This window comes from Halomonas sp. HMF6819 (assembly GCF_044335525.1).
In the GTDB taxonomy this organism is placed as follows: Bacteria; Pseudomonadota; Gammaproteobacteria; order Pseudomonadales; family Halomonadaceae; genus Vreelandella.
In genome coordinates, this window is record NZ_JBIQVY010000001.1 from 582,208 (window position 1) to 607,917 (window position 25,710).

The 25,710-nt window shown below is 53.2% G+C and carries 25 protein-coding genes; 9 read left to right on the plus strand and 16 right to left on the minus strand.

All coding sequences use genetic code 11. The features are described from left to right. Position 1 precedes the first annotated feature (1 nt). Positions 2-829 (plus strand): alpha/beta hydrolase fold domain-containing protein, encoded by an 828-nt coding sequence (locus ACGLWX_RS02745; protein ID WP_396237110.1) that lies wholly within the window; start codon positions 2-4, stop codon positions 827-829. Here the strand turns inward: ACGLWX_RS02745 and ACGLWX_RS02750 are convergent. The 4 genes from ACGLWX_RS02750 to ACGLWX_RS02765 all read right to left on the minus strand — a co-directional run bounded on the left by ACGLWX_RS02750 (position 820) and on the right by ACGLWX_RS02765 (position 3,902). Continuing rightward, a complete protein-coding gene (locus tag ACGLWX_RS02750; RefSeq protein WP_396237112.1) occupies positions 820-1,797 on the minus strand; it encodes an ABC transporter substrate-binding protein in 978 nt (325 codons plus the stop codon). The two genes, ACGLWX_RS02745 and ACGLWX_RS02750, sit on opposite strands and share 10 nt — an antisense overlap. A gap of 100 nt (positions 1,798-1,897) precedes the next feature. Then, positions 1,898-2,866, minus strand: coding sequence for a GlxA family transcriptional regulator (locus tag ACGLWX_RS02755; protein ID WP_396237114.1), 969 nt, complete (start codon positions 2,864-2,866; stop codon positions 1,898-1,900). A 126-nt stretch (positions 2,867-2,992) separates the two neighbouring features. Then, positions 2,993-3,325, minus strand: a complete 333-nt coding sequence (locus ACGLWX_RS02760; protein ID WP_396237116.1) for a hypothetical protein — start codon at positions 3,323-3,325, stop codon at positions 2,993-2,995. A gap of 157 nt (positions 3,326-3,482) precedes the next feature. Next, positions 3,483-3,902: a hypothetical protein gene (locus ACGLWX_RS02765; RefSeq protein ID WP_396237118.1), complete on the minus strand. Its 420-nt coding sequence runs from the start codon at positions 3,900-3,902 to the stop codon at positions 3,483-3,485. A gap of 597 nt (positions 3,903-4,499) precedes the next feature. Between ACGLWX_RS02765 and ACGLWX_RS02770 the strand changes: the two genes are divergently transcribed. Then, entirely contained in the window at positions 4,500-4,988 is a 489-nt protein-coding gene (locus ACGLWX_RS02770) for a pyridoxamine 5'-phosphate oxidase family protein (RefSeq protein WP_396237120.1), read from the plus strand. Positions 4,989-5,064: 76 nt separating this feature from the next. Here ACGLWX_RS02770 and ACGLWX_RS02775 read toward each other — a convergent pair whose 3' ends face one another. The 3 genes from ACGLWX_RS02775 to ACGLWX_RS02785 form a co-directional block, all read right to left on the minus strand. Continuing rightward, entirely contained in the window at positions 5,065-5,247 is a 183-nt protein-coding gene (locus tag ACGLWX_RS02775; protein ID WP_396237122.1) for a DUF333 domain-containing protein, read from the minus strand. A gap of 335 nt (positions 5,248-5,582) precedes the next feature. Then, positions 5,583-6,272: a GntR family transcriptional regulator gene (locus ACGLWX_RS02780; protein ID WP_396237124.1), complete on the minus strand. Its 690-nt coding sequence runs from the start codon at positions 6,270-6,272 to the stop codon at positions 5,583-5,585. A gap of 59 nt (positions 6,273-6,331) precedes the next feature. Then, positions 6,332-8,122 carry an IlvD/Edd family dehydratase gene (locus ACGLWX_RS02785; RefSeq protein ID WP_396237126.1) on the minus strand — a complete coding sequence of 597 codons (1,791 nt, stop codon included), beginning with the start codon at positions 8,120-8,122 and terminating at the stop codon, positions 6,332-6,334. A gap of 221 nt (positions 8,123-8,343) precedes the next feature. On the opposite strand from ACGLWX_RS02785, the gene ACGLWX_RS02790 reads away from it, so the two are divergent. The 7 genes from ACGLWX_RS02790 (at position 8,344) to ACGLWX_RS02820 (ending at position 15,769) form a co-directional block, all read left to right on the plus strand. Continuing rightward, complete coding sequence (locus tag ACGLWX_RS02790; protein WP_396237128.1) at positions 8,344-9,315, plus strand: tripartite tricarboxylate transporter substrate binding protein; 972 nt, start codon at positions 8,344-8,346, stop codon at positions 9,313-9,315. A gap of 47 nt (positions 9,316-9,362) precedes the next feature. Next, positions 9,363-9,863, plus strand: a complete 501-nt coding sequence (locus tag ACGLWX_RS02795) for a tripartite tricarboxylate transporter TctB family protein (protein ID WP_396237130.1) — start codon at positions 9,363-9,365, stop codon at positions 9,861-9,863. Positions 9,864-9,963: 100 nt separating this feature from the next. Next, complete coding sequence (locus ACGLWX_RS02800; RefSeq protein ID WP_396237132.1) at positions 9,964-11,469, plus strand: tripartite tricarboxylate transporter permease; 1,506 nt, start codon at positions 9,964-9,966, stop codon at positions 11,467-11,469. A 38-nt stretch (positions 11,470-11,507) separates the two neighbouring features. Then, on the plus strand, positions 11,508-12,629 hold the full coding sequence (locus ACGLWX_RS02805) for a mandelate racemase/muconate lactonizing enzyme family protein (RefSeq protein ID WP_396237134.1): 1,122 nt from the start codon (positions 11,508-11,510) through the stop codon (positions 12,627-12,629). A 50-nt stretch (positions 12,630-12,679) separates the two neighbouring features. After that, positions 12,680-13,609 (plus strand): dihydrodipicolinate synthase family protein, encoded by a 930-nt coding sequence (locus ACGLWX_RS02810; protein ID WP_396237136.1) that lies wholly within the window; start codon positions 12,680-12,682, stop codon positions 13,607-13,609. Next, complete coding sequence (locus ACGLWX_RS02815) at positions 13,602-14,618, plus strand: 2-hydroxyacid dehydrogenase (RefSeq protein WP_396237138.1); 1,017 nt, start codon at positions 13,602-13,604, stop codon at positions 14,616-14,618. The genes ACGLWX_RS02810 and ACGLWX_RS02815 overlap by 8 nt, the downstream gene beginning before the upstream one ends. Then, a complete protein-coding gene (locus ACGLWX_RS02820) occupies positions 14,618-15,769 on the plus strand; it encodes an alpha-hydroxy acid oxidase (RefSeq protein ID WP_396237140.1) in 1,152 nt (383 codons plus the stop codon). The genes ACGLWX_RS02815 and ACGLWX_RS02820 overlap by 1 nt, the downstream gene beginning before the upstream one ends. Before the next feature lie 250 nt (positions 15,770-16,019). On the opposite strand, the gene ACGLWX_RS02825 is transcribed toward ACGLWX_RS02820, so the two are convergent. The 9 genes from ACGLWX_RS02825 to ACGLWX_RS02865 form a co-directional block, all read right to left on the minus strand. After that, positions 16,020-17,975, minus strand: a complete 1,956-nt coding sequence (locus ACGLWX_RS02825) for an ATP-binding protein (RefSeq protein ID WP_396237142.1) — start codon at positions 17,973-17,975, stop codon at positions 16,020-16,022. Further along, complete coding sequence (locus ACGLWX_RS02830) at positions 17,972-19,210, minus strand: SIR2 family protein (RefSeq protein WP_396237144.1); 1,239 nt, start codon at positions 19,208-19,210, stop codon at positions 17,972-17,974. Before ACGLWX_RS02830 ends, ACGLWX_RS02825 begins: the two co-directional genes overlap by 4 nt. Before the next feature lie 503 nt (positions 19,211-19,713). Continuing rightward, entirely contained in the window at positions 19,714-20,691 is a 978-nt protein-coding gene (locus ACGLWX_RS02835; RefSeq protein ID WP_396237146.1) for a hypothetical protein, read from the minus strand. Between the two features lie 430 nt (positions 20,692-21,121). Then, positions 21,122-22,927, minus strand: coding sequence for a DUF927 domain-containing protein (locus ACGLWX_RS02840; RefSeq protein ID WP_396237148.1), 1,806 nt, complete (start codon positions 22,925-22,927; stop codon positions 21,122-21,124). Then, positions 22,924-23,916 carry a toprim domain-containing protein gene (locus ACGLWX_RS02845; RefSeq protein WP_396237150.1) on the minus strand — a complete coding sequence of 331 codons (993 nt, stop codon included), beginning with the start codon at positions 23,914-23,916 and terminating at the stop codon, positions 22,924-22,926. The genes ACGLWX_RS02840 and ACGLWX_RS02845 overlap by 4 nt, the downstream gene beginning before the upstream one ends. Beyond that, positions 23,909-24,226 carry a hypothetical protein gene (locus ACGLWX_RS02850; protein WP_396237152.1) on the minus strand — a complete coding sequence of 106 codons (318 nt, stop codon included), beginning with the start codon at positions 24,224-24,226 and terminating at the stop codon, positions 23,909-23,911. The genes ACGLWX_RS02845 and ACGLWX_RS02850 overlap by 8 nt, the downstream gene beginning before the upstream one ends. Next, a complete protein-coding gene (locus tag ACGLWX_RS02855) occupies positions 24,219-24,458 on the minus strand; it encodes a hypothetical protein (protein WP_396237154.1) in 240 nt (79 codons plus the stop codon). The genes ACGLWX_RS02850 and ACGLWX_RS02855 overlap by 8 nt, the downstream gene beginning before the upstream one ends. Before the next feature lie 450 nt (positions 24,459-24,908). Continuing rightward, positions 24,909-25,136, minus strand: a complete 228-nt coding sequence (locus tag ACGLWX_RS02860; RefSeq protein WP_396237156.1) for a hypothetical protein — start codon at positions 25,134-25,136, stop codon at positions 24,909-24,911. After that, positions 25,133-25,435: a helix-turn-helix transcriptional regulator gene (locus ACGLWX_RS02865; protein WP_396237158.1), complete on the minus strand. Its 303-nt coding sequence runs from the start codon at positions 25,433-25,435 to the stop codon at positions 25,133-25,135. The genes ACGLWX_RS02860 and ACGLWX_RS02865 overlap by 4 nt, the downstream gene beginning before the upstream one ends. Positions 25,436-25,710: the final 275 nt, after the last annotated feature.

A 25,710-nucleotide genomic window follows, 5' to 3' on the forward strand; every position in this document is an offset into this window, starting at 1 on the left:
CGTGGAGATCGCAACCTTCATTCGACACTTCGAGGCGGGGCTTAGAGCGCTGTCGTCACAACCGATGCCCGAGGCGCGCCGCAGCTATGAGGCGCTGTGCCAGCAATTCACGCCGCCAATCCCAAAGAGCATGCGGATCGAGGCGAGCACGCTTGCCGGCGTAGGCGTGACGCATTTCGTCCCCGCCCGCCGGGTACCGGGGCCGATAGTGTTTCTGCACGGCGGAAGTTTTACACTGGGCTCGAGCCGAAGCCATCGCGGCATATCCGCCAGTTTGGCCCAACGGCTAGCGCGTGAAGTGATCAGCGTGGACTACCCGCTCGCCCCGGAGGCCAACGTTGAGACGATGACCCTGCGCTGTTTGATGGTTGTCGGGGCGGCCCACCCGGCGGCGCTGGTGGGCGACAGCGCCGGCGCGCGCTTGGCGATGGACCTGGCAACGCGGCTGAATGGTGAATGGCCGCTTGGCTTGATCTACCCGCCGGTGAACGGCTTGAGTGAAGAGACGCTCGGCCCGGATGCGCCGTTGCTGAGTCGTCAGGACGTGCTTTCGCTAGGACTGCTGTATCCGGCGCTTCTTTCCCCTGCGCCAACGCCGATGCCGGCCCGTGCGATCGAAGTATTGGCAGTAGAGAACGACCCGCTCACAGGCCCGCTCGAGCGCGACATTGAGCGGTGGCGCCAGCAAGGGGCTGCAATCGGCTATCGTTGCGCGCCAACGATGGTCCACGGCGCGCTTCATGCGCACGCCCTGCTCCCCAACATGCAAAGCGCTTGGCAGGATTTCTGCCAGGCGCTCGAGCAGCGGCTGCTCTTACGTCATTCGTAGGCGGCGCGAACGGCGTCGATGGCGGACGTGCCATCTTTAGCCTCGACGCCATCGAGCCAAACGCCGACCGTATCCAGATGGGCGGCAATCCACTCCGAGGCTACCTCGTCCGCCGGGCGATCGTCGAAACTATAGCCGTGCACCCACTCGTTTTGATCCTCGATGTCCACCGTGAACTGGGAAAAAAAGCGGTGAAGCGCCGGGTCCTCATCGGCAAGGGTGGCCGGCACGATCGTCCATACGGTGCTTTCGATCTGCGCGATTCCCGTGTCATCTGCATCAGCCAGATAGGCCAGATCGAAACTCACGTTCATCCAGTGCGGCTCCCAGCCGACGAACGTGACCCACTCCTCGTCATCCATTTTCTGTTCGGCCCGGGCCAGCATCGCCGAGGTCGAGCTTTCGCGCAGGCGCCAGTCGCCCAAGCCCGCCAAGTCGTTATCGATTGCGTTGAGCACCGCGTTATTGATCCCGGTGCCGGCTTCGATGCCCTGAATCTCGCCGTCGAAACGATCGCGATAGCGCTCCAGATCCGCCACGGAGGTAACGCCTGCCTCATAAACGTAGCGCGGCACGACGAGCCCCGAGTTGGCGCCTTCGATGTTGGAGACGAGCTTCTCGACCTTGCCCTGCTCGACCAACGGTTCGACCATATCGATCTGGACCGGATACCAGCCGCCCAGATAGACGTCAAGATCGCCGCGCGTCAGCCCTTCGAGAATCACGCTGACCGCGAGTTCTCGCTGACGGGTTTCATAGCCCATCGCTTCGATGAGCTGGGCGGCGACCTCGGATTTGACCGTTACCCCCGGCCAGGGCGGAACCCCGAAGCGTACCTCGTCGAGCGCGGCGAGCGCTGGTACGGAGGATATCAGACCGCCTAAACTCAAAGCGCCGACCGTGATGGCCCTGGGTAAAGCGTTTGAAAGAGAAAAAAGGGTAGGTAAAGCGGTACGATTGCCGGTCATACGCGTCTCCTGATTGAGGGTGAACCCTCGAGTATGACGGAACCCCGCGCTTTTAATCGACACCAAGCGACATATAACCGACACCAAGCGACGTTACTAGCTAAGAGTGCCCACGTCGGCGCCCTTCGATGGGTGAATAGCCGAACCGGGCGCGAAACGCGCGCGCAAAGCTCGAACTCGACCCGAACCCGCAGGCAACACCAATGGCCAGCACGCCCATGTCGGTGTCGATTAACAGCCGTTCGGCCCGATCCAGGCGAAGATTTAGATACCACTGGCGTGGGGTAGCACCGAGCTGTCGCTCGAACAGCCGCTGTAGCTGACGCGTCGAAATATCGCTGCGCTTGGCGATCTCGATCAGCGGTAGCGGCTCCTCGAGATGGCGCTCCATCAGCGCGACGGCGTCGATCAGACGGCGGTTGTAGCTACCCAGACGCCTGGCCAGCGACATGCGCTGCTGGTCGTGATGGCTTCGCAGCCGCTCGTGAATGAGCTGCTCCGAGACCGCTACCGCCAGGCTCGCCCCGTGGCGCTTGGCGATCATTTCCAGCGACATGTCCATGGACGCCGCGCCGCCCGCGCAGAAAAAACGCCGCTCGCCGAGCTCAAAAAGTTCATCAGAGGTTTCGATCCAGGGAAAGCGTTCGCGAAAAACCGGCAAACTCTCCCAGTGAAGCGTCACGCGCTCCCCTTTGATTAACCCCGCCTCGGCCAGCAGGAAACCACCGGTATCCAGCCCGCCCAGCGCGCAGCCCGCCGCGTCCAGGCGGTGGAGCCAGCCCGTCAGCGCCCGGTCGAGATTCCGGTCCGGCTCGAAGCCACTGCATAGCGCAAGCGATGAAAGCTCAAGCGTGCCGATGGGCGCATCGACCAGCAGCGTCATGTCGTTGCTGGCGGTGACAGGCTGACCATCCTGACTGAGTAGATGCCACTCGAACAGCGCCTCCCCACTAATGCGGTTGGCGATTCGCAGCGGCTCCACCGCCGAAAAGAACGCCATCATCGAAAAACGCGGAAGCAATAGAAAGCCGATACGCTCGGGTAGCGGCCCGGAGTAATGAAGGCGCACTGGCGCTCCCTGAAGTGTGATGTAGTGAGGTGTTACAGCAAATCGCTGGATGATCACAGCGGAGAGACGCGAGCAAAACGCCGGCCCGCGCCTCTCGATCGAGGCCCCACCCTTTTTGCGTCGGTGCTAGTAAAGCCGCGCCTTGATCAGCGGTTTCAAAAGATAGCTCAAAACCGAGCGTTTGCCGGTATCATTGACCATCGCCACCTCCGTCGCGACCGGGGCGGTGGTGTCCACGGTGACAGTGCCAAGCGTCGAGGCCGAACTAGTTCGACCGCTGGCATCACTTTGGCGCCCCAGCACCAGCCCCGCGGGGTAGACGCCTTCGGACAGCGTAAAGGTGTCGTCACTGCTCGGGAACCAGCTCGCGCCGCCGTTCAGGCTGTACTGCCAAGTGTCGCCTTCAAAGAGCCCGAGCACCTTTACCGGCAGTTTCTGGTAATACCGTCCACCACGCAAGTATCGGCGACCAGGGCCTGCGTCGGCACCTTGGGCGCGTCAGTAGGGGAAGGTTCAAGCGTTAAGTCCACCGTGATCGGCCCCAGACTCGCAGCCGGGCACGGGGTGCCGGTCGTGCTTAGCTTGCGCATCTGTACCTGACCTTCGGTGTAGCCCCCTATCCCAGCACGAAGGATTCGCCACCGCCGGGGTGCCAGCTGGCACCGCCATCGAAGCTAACTTCCCAGCGCGCGTTGGGCGCGAGATTCCTCACCAAAACGGTGTCATCGACGACAACGCCTTCAATGCTCGGGGTTTCGACGAGTGTGAGCGTGGGGGTGGAAGCAATCGCCGTATCCACGACCACCCCATCCAACGCCACTGAACCCCACGTTGCCTGCCCTACTGGATAATGTGGGGCGAAGGACACCTCGCCACTGGAAAGCACCGTTTCATCGATCGGCAGAAACTGACCTTCCTCGCCGGTAAGGTAGAGCCTGCTAGACACATCTTCGGCGATGCTCGAATAAAAATCGGCAATGCGCTGGGTTTCTCCATTGGTCAACTCGATGATGAAATCGTTGCCGCTTTGCACCATGGAAGCAACGTCTTACGGTGCCACCTCCAAAAGCACGTGGCTGGGCTCGGACAACACCACATCGTTCGCAAACTCGAACGCTTGCGAAACTTGCACACTGTCATCTAATGGAGAAATTTTTGCCAAAAAAGAGCATTAAATCAACCTTTTATTTTCTCAAACACTACTGCTTGTAGAAGATAGCCACGAATCCATGTAGTGCTTAACCACCGGTCGGGATGCAGCAAACAAACCTACCTTGTATACAAAGCTTGGTATTCAAAAGCGTTTAAGTACGTAGCACTGCTGCTCTAATTATTACAAAACAATTAATTAGCGGAATAGTTAATTATTTACGCCGACTAAAAAAATACTTTTAACCGTATCACCATGACGCTAATAAGGATGGTTTATGGCGTCAAATTAAAAGCCTAATAGAGAGAAATTTATGTTTAAAAAGCTTTCTAAATATATCTTAAGCTAACTTTAAATATATGAATGTAACCTTGATAACATATTTTAAGAGGACGATTCCGCACGGCTCTTCTACACTCATAAGGAGCGAAGCGTGACACGGCCTTCGCTGTATCGAGAGCCATTCATAAGGAGTATGAAGCGATGTCGAGCCCCGAGCACAAGCAAAAAATCTGGTCAATGATCAAGGATATCAAGGTGGGTATGCTCGTCACCATCGATCACGATATGCCGCGCGCACGGCCTATGCACCTGGTACAGGAAGAGTACGATGGCACGCTCTGGTTCTTCACGCGCCGCAGTGCCGAAAAGGTTTTCGAGGCGGAAAAAGACCACGACGTCTGCTTGAGCTTTTCCGATCAGGAGCACGGCACCTACGTATCATTGTCAGGTACGGCCACTCTGTCAGATGACCGCGACCTGATGGCGAAGTACTGGAGCCCCTTCATCGCGGCATGGTTCCCGGAAGGCAAGGATGACCCGGACGTAGCGCTACTCGAAATCAAGATTCACATGGGCGAGCACTGGAAGGCCAACGAAAGCAAGGTGTATCAGCTTTACGAAATCGCCAAGGCCAACATCAAAAAGGATGAAACGCCGGATATGGGCGAGAACGAGAAGTTCGGCCACTAACGTCACCGCATGCAAAAACGCCAGCGAACGCTGGCGTTTTCGTTTTAAAGGCCGTCATAAACCGGGAGCATAGCGATCAATAAGGGGTCAACCCTTCGCCACGGTAATAGCGATTTACCTCCACTACCCGCCCTTCCATTAAATGACAGTACTGACGCGAGCCCGCCCCTTCCTGACGCGTAATCACTTCGCCGCCTTCACGCTCGCAAAAATTGAGGGCGATTTTCTGGGCCTGATCGGTTCCCGTGGTACCTGACATGGTACAGCCGGAAAGCAACACCCATAAAACGATGAATAATCCATATCGAACCATAGCTCCTCCTAGTGTAGCGATTGAGCGAAGATCTCTTAAGGACGAGTAATTTGCATGAGCGCCAGTAACTCTTGGTACCTTTTTATTGGGTTATTACCGCTGACTACATGGAAGTATCAAAATTATGTCGCGCCAGAGCTTGTGCAAAGATTCGCATGACGATTTTAATTCATTACTGGTTTGAACTCACAATTATAACGAGGGAGACACTTGGCTGCTTCCATCCATCTGATGAATGAAATTTAATGTTTTCATTAACATATGGAACGATTGTCCTAAGCTTATGAATACAATTGCAAATAAAGGTTTTTAGAGGGGAGTAAATGCTCGCGACACAATGCTTTTAAGCGCTCACGATTTTCTTCTTTGATAGCTTCAATCATCAATGCGTGCTCAGTGCGAGCCTGCGCCAGCGCTTGTCGATCGGTAATTGCAATAAACCGTATGCCATGCGCCTTTTGAGCAAACTCATTAATAGTCGCGTATAGATATTGGTTGCCACAGGCTTGAAAAAGAGTCCGATGGAACGCGATATTCATATGAAACACTTTTCTTAAATCATGCTTATCCACGGCAGCGCTGTGCAGTTGATGTACATTTTCGAGCTCTTGAAGCCATTTTTTGGGTGCCGGTAGTGGCAGCTCGTTAACGGCCGCCAGCTCGAGAATCTCGCGCATGGCGTAAATGTCTTCCACTTCTTCGGGTGGGTAGCTTCTTACAAAGGCCCCCCGGTTCTTGATCCGCTCCGTCAGACCTATATTATCCAGCTGAAAAAGGGCCTGGCGGACGACATGGCGTTTACAGCCAAAGCGCTCCATCATGCTTTCTTCGACCAACCGCTCACGAGGGTGTAAACGACCCAGTACAATATCTTCTTCGATGGCGCCTACGATGCCGTCGACACCGTTTGAGGGCTCAGCATCTCGCTTTCGTGGGCTACCCGCTGTAAGCGGTTGGACGGTTCGATTCATGATTTTTTTCTCAACAGCCATCGCGACACACAAAGGCGAGTAGTTTATCAAACTCGCTTTCAGGCTTCATGCTGCTTTGGCACTCGGCACGTGGACTCAGGCCGACACGCGCGGAAATCGCAACCCTCTTCTGCCTGAAGAATTTGCTCCATGAATAGCCGCCGATAACCTAATAAAGGGGCCTCGTCTTTCGCTTCATGATGCGCCTGTCTACGGGCATCCAGCTCTGCTTCAGTCACTTCCAGACTCAATTGATTCTTCGCGACATCCAGCGATATAACGTCGCCATCGCGTATTAGCCCTAACGGCCCTCCTTCGGCTGACTCTGGGGAAACGTGAAGTACGATGGTCCCGGCGGCGGTACCGCTCATCCGCCCGTCGGAAATACGCACCATGTCTTTAACGCCCTGTGATGCAAGCTTTTTAGGGATTGGAATATATCCCGCTTCAGGCATGCCCGGAGCGCCCTTGGGCCCGATATTTTGAAGTACCAGCACATCATCAGCCTTTACATCCAGGTCCGGGTCGTCAATGCGATTGGCTAAATCCTCCAGCCCTTTAAATACTACGGCACGGCCGCGATGTGTCATGAGATCGGCCGAGGCTGCTGACTGTTTGATGATAGCACCCGAAGGTGCCAGATTGCCGCGTAAAACGGCGATGCCACCTTGAGCGTAAATCGGACTCTTTATGGGCCGCACGATCGTTTGGTCGATCAAGTGAACAGCCGAATCGATGTTTTCGCCCAAGGTATGCCCGTTGATGGTCATGGTGTCTAAATGCAGTAACGGTTTTAGCTCTCGTAACAAAGTTGGCAAACCGCCGGCCCGATGCAAATCTTCCATGTAACCCTCACCCGACGGTTTGAGATCCACAAGGACAGGGGTTTCCTGACTCATTCGATCAAACGCCTCTAGATCGATATCGATACCCAGTCTTCCTGCGATAGCGGTCAAATGAATCAAGGCATTCGTAGAGCCGCCCAAAGAAAGCAGTACGCGTAACGCGTTTTCGAAAGCGTCCGGTGTGAGGATTTGATCTGGCGTGGTACCGGCATGCGCCAACGCAACGGCTCGGGCACCTGACTCCTCGGCGATACGCTGACGATCCGCATAGACAGCGGGCGCAGTCGCACTGTTGGGCAGCATTATGCCGAGCGTTTCGGCCAAGCAAGCCATGGTGCTCGCCGTACCCATTACCGAACAAGTGCCTACCGTTGGCACAAGCTTATCGTTGACTTCGTTGATCTCCGCTTCGTCGATATCTTCGCCTCGGTACGAGGCCCAATAGCGCCGACAATCCGTGCAAGCACCCACACGCGTACCGCGGTGAGAACCCGCAAGCATAGGACCAGTCACGACTTGCGCAGCAGGCACGCCTGCACTGGCGGCTGCCATTAATTGAGCGGGTACCGTCTTATCGCATCCTCCAATCAGCACCACCGCATCCATTGGCTGGGCGCGAATCATCTCTTCGGTATCCAGCGCCATCAGGTTGCGTAAATACATGCTGGTAGGGTTGGCGAAGGATTCATGAAGCGTGATAGTGGGAAATTCTACCGGCAAGCCACCAGCCAGCATGACTCCACGCTTTATACTTTCAACCAACCCCGGCACATTACCGTGACAAGCGTTATAACCGCTATAGGTATTGGCAATGCCTATTACCGGGCGCGAAAGCGCATCATCCGTATAGCCCATCCCCTTTATAAAGGCCTTACGAAGAAACAGGGAAAAGCCTGCATCACCGTAATTGGTCAGTCGATTAGACATCCCCAAAGTACGCTCTTCTACGCCTGACGGCTTTTTTCTATTGCCACCCTTGCCGTTATTTTTAAAATCCTGGCTCATCGCAGTTTCCTCAATTTAACGATACTTATATTTATCAACACTTACCGAACAGGCCGTTACCAAAGCTCTTAAGCGCTAGGCTAGGACGAATAAATCGGCTTGGCAAGATTATTAATAATATTATTGACAATATATCGAGCAGGACACTAAGTTTGAACGTGCAAGCACGACTTGCATGACCATGTGCATCACAACGACAAACAGCACCTGAGGAAATAACCATGAAAATTCGTCGCTTTTACGCCACTCCCCTATTCTCGGCTCTGCTATTGGCAGGGGCTGTTCAAGCGCAGTACTCGGTCACTGATGAGATTCGGGTGCTCCAAGGATTTAAAGCGGGTGGAGGCAGCGACACTCTGGCGCAACTGACTCAGCCGTTTTTACGAGAAAGTTTGGGTGCAGAGTTCATTAATGAATATATCCCTGGTGCTACCGGGGCAATCGCTTGGACACGCCTGACACAACAATCGGCAAAAGATGGCAGTGTCGTTAGCATCACTAACACGCCCATGCTGATGACGAACTACATCATGAATGATGCCATTCGTTATTCGATTGATGAGATGACGCCGATCGCCAACGTGGTCACCGATCCCGGCATCATCGTGGTGCCCGAAGATAGCCCCTATCAAACGTTGCAAGATTTTCTAACGGCTGCAGAGGAAAACCCGGGCCAACTGACAGTGGCGAATTCGGGCGTCGGTGGAGACGACTTCTTTTCGACCATCATGATTGAAAACGCAACTGGCCTGTCCTTTCAGAAAGTGCCTTTTCAGGGTGACGGGCCTTCCGCGACAGCGGCATTAGGTGGCCAAGTTGATGCCAGCTTCAATAATCTTGGCAACGTCTTTGCCCATATTCAGTCCGGCAGTTTGCGCCCCTTAGCCATATTCACTCGCGAACGTCTGGATATCTTGCCGGATGTACCCACGATGGTAGAAAACGACATCGATATCGTGGCGGGTTCATCGCGCGGTTATAGCGCGCCAGCGGACATCCCGGACGAAGCACGAGATGAGCTGATCGCCGCGTTCGAAGCTTTGAAAGAGAACCAGGAGTTTCAGGAAACAGCACGAGAACGCGCCATGGTTCTCGACATCCGTACAGGGGACGACTACGGACAAATGGTGCAAGAAATGGAAGGACAGTTCGAGGAAATCTGGGCTGAGGTAAAAGATGACGTCAACCAATAAGACAATGAAGGAAAAACTAAAAGCGGCGCTCGAAAAAGAGGTGTGAGATGAACACAAGTCGTCTGGTTCTAGGGATTTTTGCCATTGGCGTAGCCACGACCTTCTATGTCACCGCACTGGGGTACCCCGATAAGGCGGCGAACATGCCTTTGATATATTCGGTTTTAGTCGCCTTATTGGGTACGGCCATGGTCGGGCAGGAGCTTTGGAGTCGCCTGCAATCTCGTAAAACGTCGACTTTAGGGCCTACTACCCTCGCCGCTCAGGTGGCTCCAGAAGACTCAGCCAATGGCCATGAGGAGGGCCACCACAAACCATGGAAGGCCATGCTTGTCTTCCTCTTGGCCGTTGGCTATCTCTACAGTCTTTCGACGCTCGGTTACCTGGTGGCGACGGTGGGGTTCATGGCTTTGGCACTGATCATCATCGGCCATATCTCTTGGCGCTTCGCCACTATCGGTATTTTTCTGCTCGTCGCAGTAGTGTGTGCGGTTTTCATTGGCTTTCTGGGCCTGCCCGTACCGTTGCTACCGCCGCTTTTTTCCTGACACTGGTATTTCGCTCGCTTCTTATCCTTGCTTAAAGCGTGTGAATAACCCGCGTCAAGCCGGGGTAAGTACCTGACGCAGGCTTCTGGAGTCTAGTCATATGGATAATCTTGTTCTGGTGGGCCTGACCAACGTCATCTCGTTCACCAATATAGCCCTTATTTTAGGGGGCACCTTACTGGGGCTGTTCGTGGGCGCGATGCCCGGGCTCTCTGCCACCATGGCGCTCGCGCTGCTATTACCCCTTACGTTTGGCATGAACCCGGCATCGGGGCTCAGCATGCTGGCCTCGCTTTATGTGGGCGCTTCTTACGGCGGCTCGATTTCCGCCATTTTATTGCGAACACCCGGCACGCCCTCGGCAGCGGCTACAGTGCTTGATGGCTATCCGCTTTCGCAGCAGGGTCAAGCCGGCAAGGCACTGGGGGTTTCGATCTTTGCCTCGTTTATTGGAGGATTGATGAGTGGTATCGCCCTGCTTACGGCGGCACCGCTACTTGGAGTACTCGTACTTAAATTCGGACCTGTCGAGTTATTCGCTATTGCCGTGTTGGGAATTACCATCATTGGGTCTCTTTCGCAGGGATCCATCATTAGTGGCCTACTATCAGGCACGCTAGGGCTATTAATCAGTACAGTGGGTATGGATCTGATTACCGGCACGCCGCGAATGACCTTCGATGTGATCAATCTGTTTTCGGGCATTGAGTTTACGGTGGCACTCATTGGGCTGTTCTCGATTCCGCAGGCGCTGATTCTGATCGAAAATGCCCATGGGGCACAAAAGGTTGCTAGCAAGATCACGGACCGACTGATTCCTCCTTTGGCGGAACTTCGTCGCTTACTGCCGAATATCTTTCGCTCCAGCGGAATTGGCATCGTCACGGGCCTGATCCCCGGTACCGGTGGCGATACGGCCAGCTGGTTTGCCTATAACGAAGCCAAGCGCTTTGCCAAGGATAAGAGCCGTTTTGGTAAAGGGGACATCGCAGGCGTAGCGGCCCCTGAAGCCGCGAACAATGCGGTGGTTGGCGGCGCCTTGATTCCTACTATTGCGCTGGGGATTCCTGGAAGCTCGTCCACCGCCATTTTATTGGGTGCACTCATGGTACAGGGCATTCTGCCCGGCCCTAATCTATTAACGGATTACGGCGATGTGACCTACACCCTAATCTGGGCAGTGATTTTCGCCAATATTGGGCTACTACTGGTGGGGCTTTTGTTTACGCGACTATGCGTGAGTGTGACGCGCATTCCCGACAGTTTGGTGGCTTGCTCGATTATAACGCTTTGCGTAATTGGTGCGTTCGCTATCAACAACAGCTTTTTCGAAGTAGGTCTGATGCTGGGGTTTGGGCTGTTTGGTTACTGGATGAACAAGGCTGGCGTATCGCCCGCCCCCATGGTCATTGGACTAATTCTGGGGCCAGTGATGGAAACCAGCTTTCAGCAATCTATGCTGATCGGCCACGGCAATCCGGGCATCTTTCTAACCAGCCCTATCGCAGTGGTTTTGTTCTGTATCGCCATTCTTTCAGTACTGCAAGCCACGCCCTTCTTTCGCTGGATGCGCGGTTCGCTGCGCAGTCGTTCCAAAGCGCAATGAATCAAGATCAATCACTCGGACTCACTCGAGGCTAAAACATGACAACGATAACAGACGTACGTACTCGAACGGTCAATGTACCGTTGGACAATCCCACCAGCTTTTCCAACCGTCAGGTCCTCAAACGCGATTATGTTCTGGTCGAAGTGGTGGGCGACGACGGATATTCAGGGATAGGTTTTTGCTATGGCGGTAACAACGCGGGCTCCTTGGTTGCGAATGCCGTTAGGGAGCTACTAGCCCCCGTTTTGCTGGGATCAGACGCGCACGCAACGGAAGCGCTATGGCAAGCGATGTATCAGGAGTCGCTTTTGCATGGTCGTACCGGCTCGGTCATGCGCGCCATTAGCATTCTGGATACCGCCCTTTGGGACCGTAACGCACGCGCGTCGAATCTGCCGCTTTACAAGTACCTGGGCGCAAGCGATACGCACAGCGTGCCCGCTTACGCCAGCGGCGGCTACTACCTGGAAGGTAAATCGCCCCTCATGCTCGGCCAGGAAATGGCCGGTTACGTGGCAAAAGGGTTCAAAGCGGTAAAGATGAAAGTGGGACGAGAGGATCTAGCCGGGGAGGAAGCCAGGTTGGCAGCGGTGCGCGAAGCGGTGGGCCCTGACATCAAGGTCATGCTCGATGCCAATAACGCTTGGCAAGATTTGCCTTCGGCACTGGCGTTTATGCGCATGGCCGAACCCTATAATCCATTCTGGATTGAAGAACCTTTCAGTCCGGACGACATCGATAATCACCGCCGTTTGGCCGAGCGCACTCCGGTTCCGGTGGCGACCGGTGAAATCGAAGCGGGTCGCTGGCGCTTCAAGGAGGTATTGGAGAAAGAAGCCGCCATGATTCTACAAACCGATGCAGCGGTATGTGGCGGAATTACCGAGTTTCGTCGTATCGCGGCAACGGCGGCCAGTTTCGGTGCCGATCTTTACCCCCACTGGTTTCATGACCTGCATATTCATCTTGCGGCGTCGTCGCCCAATGTAAAGATGGTCGAATTCTTTGCCGATGACCAAGTGCTCAACTTCAGACGGCTGGTGGATACGCAGCTGGAGTTCTCCGATGGCCAACTGTTACTTCCCACTGCGCCAGGTTTAGGTTTCAACTTCGATCAACAAGCACTCGAGCGTTACGCCATCGAGCCTTGGCATTAATCGACCGACCCTAACCGATAACTCATTCATCGAATAACAAGGAGAGCACCATGTCCTCAACCAGTGGAGACGTTTGGTCGCCGGTCATTACCCCTTTTCAAACCGATCTCGCACCCGATTCGGCGCGCTTCGTAGCGCACTGCCAATGGCTAGCCTCGAACGGCGTCGGGCTCGCTATTTTCGGCACGAACTCCGAAGCCAACTCCATGTCGGTGGGCGAAAAGCAAACTCTGTTGAAAACCCTAGTGGATAGCGGCGTCGACCCAGCCAGAATAATGCCCGGTACCGGCGCCTGCTCGATAGAGGACTGTGTGTCGCTAACGCAAGAGGCCGTCGCGGCGGGTTGTGCCGGTGTTTTGATGTTACCGCCCTTCTACTACAAAGGTGTTAGCGATGAGGGCTTGTTTCGCTACTTTAGCGAAGTGATCAATCGCGTAAATGATTCAAGGCTACGCGTGTATCTCTACCATATTCCCCCAGTCACTCAGGTACCGCTTTCACTTGAACTGATCGAGCGACTATGCGCTACATTCCCGGGGATTATTGCGGGTATCAAGGATAGCGGTGGCGACTGGGCCTATACCCAAGCGTTAGTTGAACGCTTTAGTAGTCAAGATTTCGCTGTGTATGCGGGCAGCGAGCGCTTTTTGCTGGATACTTTACGCGCAGGGGGCGCGGGATGTATTAGCGCGACGGCCAACGTCAACCCTTTAGCCATTGTTGAACTCGCACAGCAATGGCAAACAAGTGATGCCGACGAACGCCAGCAAAAACTGAACGTCATACGCGATCTGTTCGAGCAGTATCCGCTAATCCCGGCCATGAAAGCCGCTACTTCCCACTTTTCGGACGTCGATGCGTGGCAACGCGTGCGCCCCCCTTTGGTCGAGCTAGAAGATGCGAAAGCCGCTGAACTTATTTCATCGCTCAAGGCAAAAGGTTTCCAAATGACAGGATTGAGTGAGGCAAAGCATGGCTGAGAAAACGCAAAAGCGACGTGTGGTCGCCGTACGACGACTCAGCCAGGCTCAGCTCGCAGCGCTTTCCGAGGTTGCCGAGGTCGACTATTTCGAAGACGTGAACGAGACCAACCGCGCAGATTTTCTATGTGCGCTTTCAAAGGCGCATGGTGTGATTGGTGGAAAGCTCGAACTCGATGAGTCGATGCTGTTAAATGCGCCGCTTTTGCAAGTCGTTTCGACCATTTCGGTGGGTTACGATCACCTACCGCTCGACGCTCTTAACAAACGCGGCATTCTACTTTGCAATACCCCGGACGTGCTGACACAAACCACCGCCGATACCGCCTTTGCGTTGATCATGGCCACCCAGCGCCGGCTGGTCGAGCTCGCCAACCTAGTACGCGATGGTGCCTGGAAGGCTCATATCGGTACCGAACACTTCGGGGTCGACGTATACGGCAAAACGCTAGGCATCGTGGGGGCAGGTCGCATTGGTGCGGCTATTGCCCGGCGTGGGGCGATGGGCTTTGATATGCCCATACTCTACACAGCGGCAACCCCCAAGCCCGCTCTCGAACAACACCTTGGCGCCCAGCGCAAAGAACTTAATGACCTGTTAGCTCAAGCGGATATCGTCTGCGTCTGCATTCCCTACAACAATGACACACATCATTTGATTGACGCCGACGCCTTGGCACGCATGAAACCCTCGGCCGCTCTCATTAATATCGCTAGAGGGGGCGTGGTCGATGAGGTAGCGCTGATTGAGGCCCTGCGCCACCACAGCCTCCGAGCCGCGGGTCTGGACGTATTCGCAAAAGAGCCCTTACCCGCCGATTCGCCCCTCACCAGCATGGCCAACGTCGTGACGACGCCGCACATCGGCTCTGCTACTCATGAAACCCGGGAAGCCATGTCGCAGTTGGCCGTTGCGAATCTAATAGGCGCGCTAACCGGTGAAGGCCCGCTCAATGCTGTCAATATAGATGCTTGGAAAGGCATGACCTCCAGCATCGAGGAGGCATAATGGCTCGACTGGACAACATCTTGAGCCTTAACGATTTCGAGCACGCCGCCCGACGCCATTTGCCCCGTCCACTCTTTGGGTATGTTGCAAGCGTCGCTGAGGATGGCTTAACGGCGCGATCGAGCCGTGATGCCTTTGAAGACTACGCTCTTCTGCCCCGCGCGCTGGTCAATGTAGCCGGTGTTTCGACTCAAACGGATCTCTTTGGCCAGCGTTATGCCTTTCCATTCGGTATTGCGCCCATGGGCATTAGCGCGCTCACTGCTTATCGCGGTGATCAGGTCCTGGCACAGGCGGCATCGAAGGCGGGTATTCCCATGATCGTCAGCGGCACTTCGCTAATTCCTATGGAGCACTTGGCGGGAGAAAACGGCTCGGACTGGTTTCAGGCCTACCTACCGGGAAAACCAGAGGACATTGATGCTCTATTGGCACGTGTCGAGCGCGCTGGATTCTCCAAGCTGGTTATTACCGTGGACTACGCAACACCGCCCAATCCCGAGAATCACCGTCGTGCGGGTTTTTCATCACCGCTGCGACCCAACCTGCGCTTGGCGCTGGATGGTATGGTGCGGCCACGCTGGCTCTTCGGCACATTTTTGAGAACCTTGTGGCATCACGGTGTGCCTCACTTCGAGAACAATGCTGCCGCGCGGGGCGTGCCGGTACTCGCGAAAAACGTGAACCGGGACTTTTCGGGCCGCCGGCACCTTGACTGGTCGACGCTCAATCAAGTGCGGGCGCGTTGGAAAGGGACACTGATAGTAAAAGGCATTTTACATCCCGAGGATGCACAGCGTGCCGTGGCCGCTGGGGCCGATGGGTTAATCGTGTCCAATCACGGTGGGCGCCAGCTCGACGGCACCGTGGCACCGCTCATCATGCTGCCGGAAGTTTTGAACGCGATCGAAGGTACAGTACCGGTTATGATTGACGGCAGCTTTCGTCGGGGTAGCCAAGTGCTTAAAGCATTATCGCTGGGCGCCAGCTTCGTGTTTCTGGGGCGCCCTTTCAATTACGCCGCCAGCATCGCCGGTGAGGCTGGGGTGGCGAAGGCGGTGTCGTTACTGGGGAGCGAAATCGAACGAAACATGGCGTTACTGGGGGTGACCAGCGTAGGTGAATTAAGCACTGATTTGCTGCGGCATTAGTTAAGAATTTTCAAATAATTACTTCTTTGAAGTCAACTGAATCCTCTCGAGAAAAATGATGAGATAGGATGCAGATGGCGTCCCTGGCAGGAGTCGCATAAAAGCAGTAAGTTATTGATTTATAATAAATTTCTAAAATTAAAAATTTATAAATATACCACTTAGTATGCCATTAATGAGAATTGAGCCCTTATTGACTTTAGGGTTACTCCAGTCAAAAAGGGCTGATGAATAATAAGAATATTTCTGATCAAAGCAAATGATGCTGGGTTTTTGGTGCATCAGGAATAAACCATTCCTTTGCTATATCACTATTGTCACTATCAGGCCCTGGTTTTGCTTTTTGGATTGAAACAGTCAAAGGCATAGGGACGCAGTTACCAAAGACTAGGGCCTCACCAGGAATTGATTGCTTTATCTTGTTGCTAAAATCATCTGAGAAATAAGGAAGTACTGAATATATATAACGCATATCAATCTCATTCTGAATTCTATGAACTATATAATTACCACATTGCGAAAGAACAGTTTCAGAAAGCTCAGAAGGCCTCTGAGACGATATAATTAAAAAACAGGAATACTTTCTCCCCTCCCTAGCAACTTTCTCAAAAATATTTTCTTTTAAATAATAATTTCCATCTTTACTAATATATCTATGTGCCTCATCCATTACTAAGTGTATTGGATTTTCTCTTCGTTCTAATCCTTTTTTATTCTTTCTATCAGAGTAAACAACCCTTGTTAACACAGAAGTCAACAACTCTAGAGAATCAGGCCCAAGATCGCTCAAATCTAAATTTACTAGCTGTTTCTTATTTTGGTCACAGCCCCACAAATAATCGAGGAACTTGTCCTTGGAATCTATACCACATGAAGAATCCCTCATAAACTCGCATTCAGGATTATCTAGGAAAAAATCCAGTCTAGTCATCATAGTCGATGTATACTCGCGAACTCTGGTGTTCCCACTCGCATCTTCTTCTAATAACACCATTTCAGCTGCAATCCTCATGAATTCAAAATCATAATACTCACCCTGTGTTAATTTCAGAGAATCGACCGACTCATAGTCTTCGTCTTCTATTTTTTTTAATACCCTATCTATAGCCGAGCCTAAAGCACCATTGTTTTGTCCGAAATTTATACCGCATGCTCTTATGAGATCATCTAGATCATCAAGCAAACCATTTTTTATACAAATATCAGACACTTTACTGTTTGCATTTAGGACGCCTCTTAACCTCGCAATAACGCCTGCGGCTGCCGTAACCCTTACAGTATCAGACTCTACTTGGCTATTAATACTATTAAGTATTAAACAAATTTTACCTCTTATATAGCTAGGAACTTTTAGCTCTAAATCAGAGCTTTTAGTTATTGAGTAATATCGGTAACATTCTTGTAGAACCTTATCCAAAAACGGACGCTGAGTAGCGTCAGTGGCCATTAGAAAAGAACACCATTCGTCCAGACTCAGCAAGAAATGTGGGAGTATAAATTTTTTCTCTCCCTGTTGAAGATCCTCTATACCAACAGGCTTAAAATGAGTTTTACTCACATTTTGCTCATACCTGTTCAAACCAAAAGCATTTTTATACTCACCGTTCACATCAAAAATTAAAAATCTGGAGCCTAAAGCAGAAAAACTTTTCTTTTTGAAAATCTCTTGCAAGATATGAGATATAGTATTTGACTTACCACTTCCGCTATTTCCTAATACCGCAGAATGAATATTAAAAAATCTCGTAATGCTAAGCTCGATTGGATAACCAATTAAATTTTTACTACTTCCTAAAAAAAAGCTATTATGAACACCATCTTTAGCATCATTGCTTCCATAGCCACCTAAAATAAAGGCCATATCTTTTTTGGTAACAATTTCCACATCTGAATAGATACTTGGAAAAACTCCAACCCCAAGCAAAAATTGATCCTTTTTATCAATTGTCCCGACTGGCTTAAGCTCTAACTCCTTAACTCCATAAACATGACTCAACCCTTCTTGAACACTAACGTCTCGATCAAAAACCGATACAACTTCACATAGCACCACTTCTCCAATGTTATTTTTTACTTTTAAATAACTACCTATATTCCCAAAGTAATAAACATCCCCTTCAATATTCAGAGAATTGCTCTTAAGGGAGCTAAAAATCTGGGCCCTAAAAACATTATAACTAATAGACACCAGCTTTCCGATAATCATAACTGATTACCTCCGAACACTTGCTTCAGCCTCTCAGAAAACTCTTTCAAAACATCTTCCGAGTTATCCTTATTCATATCAGGCAATAAATCATTCACTATGTACTTAAAGTAGTGAACTTTCTCATCCTGGTCTTCACCATAGATTAAAAACACTCTATTATCGCCTACTTCATATATAGGCTTCCCCTCATAAGAACCAAACAAAACCACACTTAAAGTTTCATTTGAGCTTAGCGCATGATATATTAAATTATTAACATGCTCATCACTAAAGCTATATCCTATGACGAATAAAACGGTATTACTTAAAGCCAATTTCCCTTTGAACTCTCTCATTATATCTGCATATGGAGAGCCCAAACTCTTATTTTGCTTTAATGGCGTTGGATAAACCAGGGCAGCCCCTTCATTACTGTTAGAATCACTGAGACTTACTTCTTCAATGTTCAAAAAATGACTTGAGGACTCTGACTCTTTCCAGTTAATTGACCCATGCATCTTAAACAAATACACCATATTGCTTAATGACTCATATTTACCTGGAGTTGTATCACTATTTTTTGAATATGAGTAACTAAATCTTGAAGGGTTAAACAATTTCTTCAACCCGCCTCCAAAACCATTATTGAAATCAATATTTAACTGATCTAACGCTGCCTCACTAAACAAGTCATTATTAGTAGTGAAAACATTAAGCCTAGGTAAGTCACTACTTCTTCTTGCCATTTTTTCATAGAAACTCTTATAAAGATCAAGAGTTGGTTTATTTTTTTCACTGTACACATCAACGTTTATTTTATTATATATAACTTTTTCCATTATCTTAGACAACTGATATGCCACATAATCGTTTCCACCGATGCCTTCCTCATAATTTATCTTAGAGTACAAAACACCAAGCATATCTTCTAAATTACCTTTCTTCTCAGTTTTTATTTTTTTGTAGATTTCGTCAACTTTTTGATAATGTTCTTCTTCACTATCTAAATCTAACCAATCACAATTAAACATTGTATATGGCTCTTCCTCAACATAACTGTCAACCTCTTTATCAACTTCCTGAGCCATTTCTCTCATGGTCGGGATTGCCCCTGAGCTCACCCCAGAACCGAACAGAAAATTTATATTTTTTATATTGCACTTATTGCTTATAAAGCTCAGAAGAAATTCTCTCTTATCTTCTATATTGCTTTCATCACCTAATAAATCTTTCATCCCTTGTTTCAAAATCATTGAAACCTCAACTTAATTTTCTGTTTTATTGTAGCCCACAGTATGCTGAGCAAGCACAGTACGGACCAACGTGTATATTAGAACCCTACCGCTCACATCTATCATGAATAATTAGGCTTTGCTAGGACTACTAAGGCATGGTCGCATCCGCTTATTGCACGGTAATAATGAGCTGTAAGACCATAGCCGACTACTGCCCCTAGAAAGCACACATAAATCCGCATGATTTCGCATGACTCCCATGCACCCAAAACCCGCCTACAGCCCAGCAACAGCGGGCTTTGGGCCGTTTTGCGGGGTGCATGAAGAACTGCCCCACAAGCGAACCCCGCAGGCGGGTGGGGGACAGCGCGGCGCAGGTTGCAGCCTAGAAGGCAGGCCCTACCCATGGCAATTGCCATCATCAAGCACTTGGTGTCGTGTTCGCCCTCTCCTCGCTCGCTGCTCGAGCACGAAAAAGCCCCGCACGCGGCAGGGCTCGTTCAGGTTAGCTTATGAAGCTTCTAGGCGGCGTTATCGCTGTCCAGCTCCTCGAGGCTGGGTACATACTCCATCTGGCTTTCCAGCTCTGTAAGGCGCGGCTGGAATGCGTACCGCCCCGGAATCTCTTGACTCGATGCCTCACAACCTAGCGGGCCGGGAACCTTCATGGCGGTAGTGGATGTAGTGCCCTTGGGCAGCCTACGCATTAAAAGCTCTCCCAACGCCGCCATTTGCTTCAAATGCACTTTACTCTTTACCTCCCTAGTTACTTCATCGCTCAAAATTGAATAGATAGCGGTTCCTGATTGGCGATGCACGTCCATGCCGAAACTGGCCATGTATAGATGATTGTTACAGATGTTGGTATCGATCTGATGGAACAAGCGCGGCACGCTTTCAGCTATTGCATGCAGGCTGTCAGTACCCGTAAGCCCATTGATACCGTCCAAGAGGCGATTAAACACGACCAGATCATTCAGATTCTGCACCTGTTTAGTCAAAGTCTGACGAGCCGTGTAGGTGTGCAGCTTCAACCATTCGGCTTGGGGTTCGAGCATCGCGATCATTTCTTTGGTCTGCTCAGCTTCCAGCTTCCATTGCGTTTTCTGCTTGAGCTGATCGCGCATGGACTTGCTTTGCTTGCCCAACGCCTTGACGAACCCAAGCCGCCATGCGGCATCGGCTTCTTGCTTCTGCTGCTCCAAGGCACTGAGCGTCTTTTTTAAGCGGTTCATCTCTTCGGTGACGGCTTCCAGCTTGTCTCGGCGGGTCAGATAGGTTTTGAGCGTCGCATCAACCTGCGCTTGGCGCTTTTCTTCCGAGACACCCGTTACTGCAATGGCGGGTACATCCACGTACTCGAAATTGTCCTGTGCTTTCACAAGACGAGGCGCGATGCTTTTCGATTTATGGGTATCGGTTTCACGGGTGCTGGCCATGGTCTGAGTCTCCTGGTGGGTGGCGGGGGTTGTCTGAGCGTGGTGGTTGGAGGTCGTCATCGATATCTCCTCGAGCTAGCGGGAACGAACGTGCGGGTGGTGGGGCCATGGCCCCGGCGGTGGAAAAGAGGCAAAACCAATAACGCCTGCCAGAAAGGAGGAAGGGTTCTAGCGCTGAGAAGGTCGACCAATGTTCGAATAGCGAACAAATACCACCCCCTATAATTCCCCTGACTGATTTCAAAAAAGCGGGCAACGTGGCAACAGCGGTAACACCATTGATTTGATTGATATTTTTTATGGCAACCTGTAGCCGCTTTTTGAAAACGGCAACAGACAGGATCAGCGGTTATATAGATATAAAGATATGTGTTGCCTTGGTTGCCACCTCTCTTACTAATAGGCAACGGCTGTAACCCGCATGGTTGCTGGCCGTTGCCGGTGTAGCCAGTGTTGCCTCCGAAACTAGGTTCACGCGTAAATGGCCCTGTCATGCTTCGCCCCCTTGTTCACCTTCCAGCTTGTCGGGATCAATGACGAAAAAGCGCGTGCTCCCTCCTCCTGGCAGGCGGTAGTTTTTTTGGCGGCGGCCACTGTCGACCTTCGCAAGCACGTTGTAGGTTTCCAGGGTGCGTATCACGCGATCCCGCCCATACCCGGCAGCAGCCTCGGTCAGCGTGGCGCGGTTGAACAGGTAAAGGCGCTTGCCGTTCATGCCGTCCTCGATCTCGTAGTAACCGGCGCGGTGTTTGACGTTGGGGTTGGGTAGCTGGGCAGCAATGTCGGAAAAGCGGCTATCACCGTGCAGGGCGATGAAGTCCGATAGCGCGCTAAGTATTTGCCGATCTTCGGCGTTCCCATCGCCGACCCGTGCGATCCATTCCCGAAATAGCTGGCGGCTTGCGTGGGCGGCGGTGCCCTCCTCCCAAGGCAAGAGGCCATAGGTGATGGCCAGCTCTCCGGCCAAACCGATAATGGCGAAGCGATCCGCTACCCGGCCCGCTTGGGGGCCTTCCGTATCGAATCCGTCGCGTACCTCAGCAAACCGCCGGTAAAAGTAGTCCGGGTCGGTTTCCTTGATTAGGTGATCCACGAAAGCGGGGCCAACCTTGCCAAACTGGTGCGCGGTGGCGGTAGTGAGTTTTCGGTGGAATGCAGCACCATCCATCCCATGGACCGCATCGAAGGCGCGATAGGTACGGGTACCGGCGTTTACGTCTACCATGCGCAGCTCGGCCCCGGCGTGGGCGGCGTTACCGGATATGGCCGCATGTTCGGAAAGCGAGCGCTCGCCACTGGATAGCGCCAATACGCGCCAGTAGAGCTTGGGCCGCCCTTCCCGCTCCCGGGTCATGGTGCCCTTGCCGGTGCCGTTGGCGATGGCGTAAGCCATTTCCTGCACCCGCTTGGGGTCGGCGCGCTTTATCTCGTCGAGAATCAGCACCGTGTCGTTGCGCGATGACGCCTCGATCTCGATACCGCCTTTCGACATATCCCAGGACGCAGCAAAGCGGCTGGGGTCGCCCCACACCGTGGCGGCCAGCGCCTGGGCGAGGGATTTACCGCTCGAGGAGTCACCCACCAGATGCACGCCGCCCCCATTCACCCCGACCTTGGAAAGCAGTGGTCCGGCCAGAGCGCAACACACGGCCAGGATCAGCACCGGGTTGCCCTGACAGTAATGGGCCAGCTCGCTTTTCCAGCCTTCCAACGTGCCGCGCTCCGAGAACAATAGCGCGCCCTTGCCGCTGTCCTGAAAGCGCACGTCTTCGCCGCCTAGAATGCGGTTGGGCAGCACGAAAGCGCCGCTACGCTCGTGCCATCCCGGCTTGGTGGTGGTCGCCAGCACCTTCGTCAAACGATGGTGGCTTGCGATATAAGCGGGAATGTAGCGCCGCTGGTGGTAGTCCACCTCGAGGCCCTGACGTAGCAAGGCTTTAAGCACCTCCTCCCCTTTGCCTGCCAGCGCCTCCATGGGCATTACGTACTCGATCACCTGCCCCCGGTGCTTGAAGCGCAGCAGGCGACCCACGCTGCCATCGTCGCTGTTGATCGTTTCCGCCTTGACGTATAGCGGCGCGGAAAGCCACAAGTCGAACGGCTGCCCCGCTTCATCGCTATGGGTGTGCTTGATGCCGTGGTACCAGGTACCGGCCCCATACTGCTTGCCCTCGACCATCGTTGGCCCTTCGTATACGGCATAGCTCGGACGGTCCAGAGTATCGATCATGGGCGCGGTTGGCTTACCGACCAGGGCAAGGTGGGCCTGTTGCTCGCGGCTCGTTTGATCGCTCATGGGGCTTTCCCCTGCTGGCGATACCAGCGAGCCAAATCGTTGAAGTCGCTCAACTCACCGGGCGCTCCTTCCGGCCAGTTGGGAAACAGCACCAATGACCCGATGGCCAGCGCCGCTGCATTGGCAGCGGTACGCCCCGGATTGCCGGGGGTCACCCGGTCGTCATCCCCAGCAATGATCAGATCGATCGCGTCGTATCGCTCGCGCAGGGATTCGGCCACGGCGGCGAGGTTGCCCGCATTCATGGCACAGGCGACCGCCTCGCGGGTATGGGCGTGCAGAGTGGCCCCGGTGGCCCAGCCTTCGCAGATAAACAACTGGCGGCCTGCCTGCACCTTGCCAAGGGGCGCATAACCGCCCCGTACCCGGCCCCCTTTCAAAAATCGCTTGCCGCCCTGCGAGTCGATGCACTGCACATTGACCAGCTTACCGTCTGCGTACAGCGGTACCAGCAATTGGCCTTGAGCAGACTGGCGAAGGTGATAAGGCTCGATTCCCTTTTCCACTAGGTAAGGGTGGGCAGGATCAGCAGGCCCAGAGGCCTGCCATAGACGTTGTGCCGCTTGAGCGGCATGGTGTTGAGCCGTCAGGCGCTTAGCCTCGGCCCTTAGGCGCTGCTGGTGTTTGGTAGGCATATCGCAGGGCGCGGCGGGCGGCGCGCTGGACGCGCCGGCCCGTTGGAAAATGCCCAGCCCAAGCTGTTCATCGATCATCATGGCGGCATCAATTTGCCGACAGCCGCGAAGGTAGCTGAGCAACGAAACCAGATCCCCGCCGTGGGCGTCCTGGTCGGCAAAGTCGTTCCACTTACCAGAGGCGAGTGATACGCCGAAAGAGCCGGGGCTGGCGTCGGCGCGGGCACTATTGCGGGCCACCCACTCACTACCTTGGCGCTGCCCATCGGGCAGCCAATCGGCCAGCAGAATCTCGGCGCTGTTCAGCGCAACGGCGGCCACCTGCTGGATCTTTTGAACGGTTGATTTAGCCATGGTCGCCCCCTTTTCTGGCAGGCGTGGGGCGGCCCTTGGCGGCTTGCCGGGCAGCCAGTAGCAGATCCAGGGCATCAGCCAGCAACAAGCGCGACGATAGCGCCACGTGGGCCAGATCCCGCGCATCGGCGCAAGCGCCCGGTGCATCGAGCGTGCTTAAGGTCATCATCAGGTTGCTAACCGCTTCCATGCGGGTTTCGCACTGGTCGAACAGATCCTCGGCTCTGGCGCGAGGGTCGATCAATAGGCACTCGGCTTCGGTGAGGCAAGCGGCATCTTCGAGGCGTGGGGTATGGGTCAGGTTAGGCATGATTCACCTCCTCGATAGCGAGGCGATCAAGGTCGGCCAGTAGTTGGGCGTGGTCGTCAGAAGATATGTGGCCCAGCGCTAAAGCCATACGCACTAATCCCAACAAGTAGGAAAGCTGCTCGGGGCGGCGGTTGACGCGGTAGGCGATTAGCTTTGTGCCGATCAGGGCGGTGGCGATAAGCGAGGGAGAATGCTGGGTGTGCGCGGACGCGCCTTGGCTGTGGTTGGCCATGGGTAAGACTCCTTGGATTATGGAGTCACCAACAACCGTTCTCACGCGATTGGAGGCGACTGTACGCGGGGTGAGAAACCGGCATCCAAGGGAACCGGCCACGCCGAAGCGTGCCCACGCACAGCCACCATAACGACGCACTACAGACACAAAAAAAGCGCCTGCAATGGTAGGGGCGCTGTAGCGCCTTGGATACTTCGGGTTCTCACGCCCGGCTGTAGATTTTGCTACAGCATGACCATGATAATCATTCCTCAGCGTTCCTCGCAAGCCTTCAAGGCGGCAAATTGCGCTTAACTTGATAATCTGCATGGGCACCTTTCGTTTGCTTTGCCTTGGCTCCTTCGCCTCCCCAGCGTTGGAGCCTTTTTCGTTTTCAGGACAAAACCTCCCCCTACCCGCTGGGAATTAGCACAGCAGCGTTACTGCACGCGGTCAGGGGTTAGGGGATTAGCAGTCGGTAACGACGAAACTTTTAGGCGAGCGCTCATTGAATTGCTGGTTACGTTCATCCTTGGCGTTCAACAGTTTGGCGCGGATTTTCCCCGAGCTACCTTGGCTAAAGATTTCCTTATTAGGGGTACGCATGGCATCCATCATGGCAGTGGACATCATGACAAGGTCCTCAGCAGTCAGAGTGAGGGTTGTGCCGTTGATTGAGACTTCAAACTGGTTCATGCGCGCTGCTCCTGGGGCTGGGTGGTCATGCGTAGCGGGGTGGAATGGCTCTTTAACGTCTGGCGTTTGCGTTCCTCGAGGCAGTGAGCAATCCAGCTATCAACCTCCTCCTCGAGCCACGCCACGCTCTTGCCACCAATGGGCACCGGTGCCGGGAAAGTGCCCTGGCGGATGCCGTCGTAAATGGCTGAGCGGCTTTTGCCGGTCTTTTGCTCTACGTCCTTTCTACGTAACAGCCGATTGCCTAACGGGATCTGGTTCACCGTTCTATAGGTGCTGGGGTAAGTGGTATCAGTCATGGGTTTATGTCCTCGCGGTATCGTTCCGGGCAATGTCTCCACTATCCGGACAAAGCTTGACTCCCAGATCAATTCCTTTCTAGCAGCGCCGGGTGTGAGTAGAACCACTCACACCGAGACGAAAAATCAGAGCTTGCAAACGACAAAAGCCGCTGCGAGTGCAGCGGCTTGAAAGAGTTTGATGCTTGGTAAGCGTGCCCAGCCTAGGGCTAGGGCCTTAGTCACCGTCTTGACGCGGAACCTGACGACGCCACAAGCTTGAGGCGACCCACGCT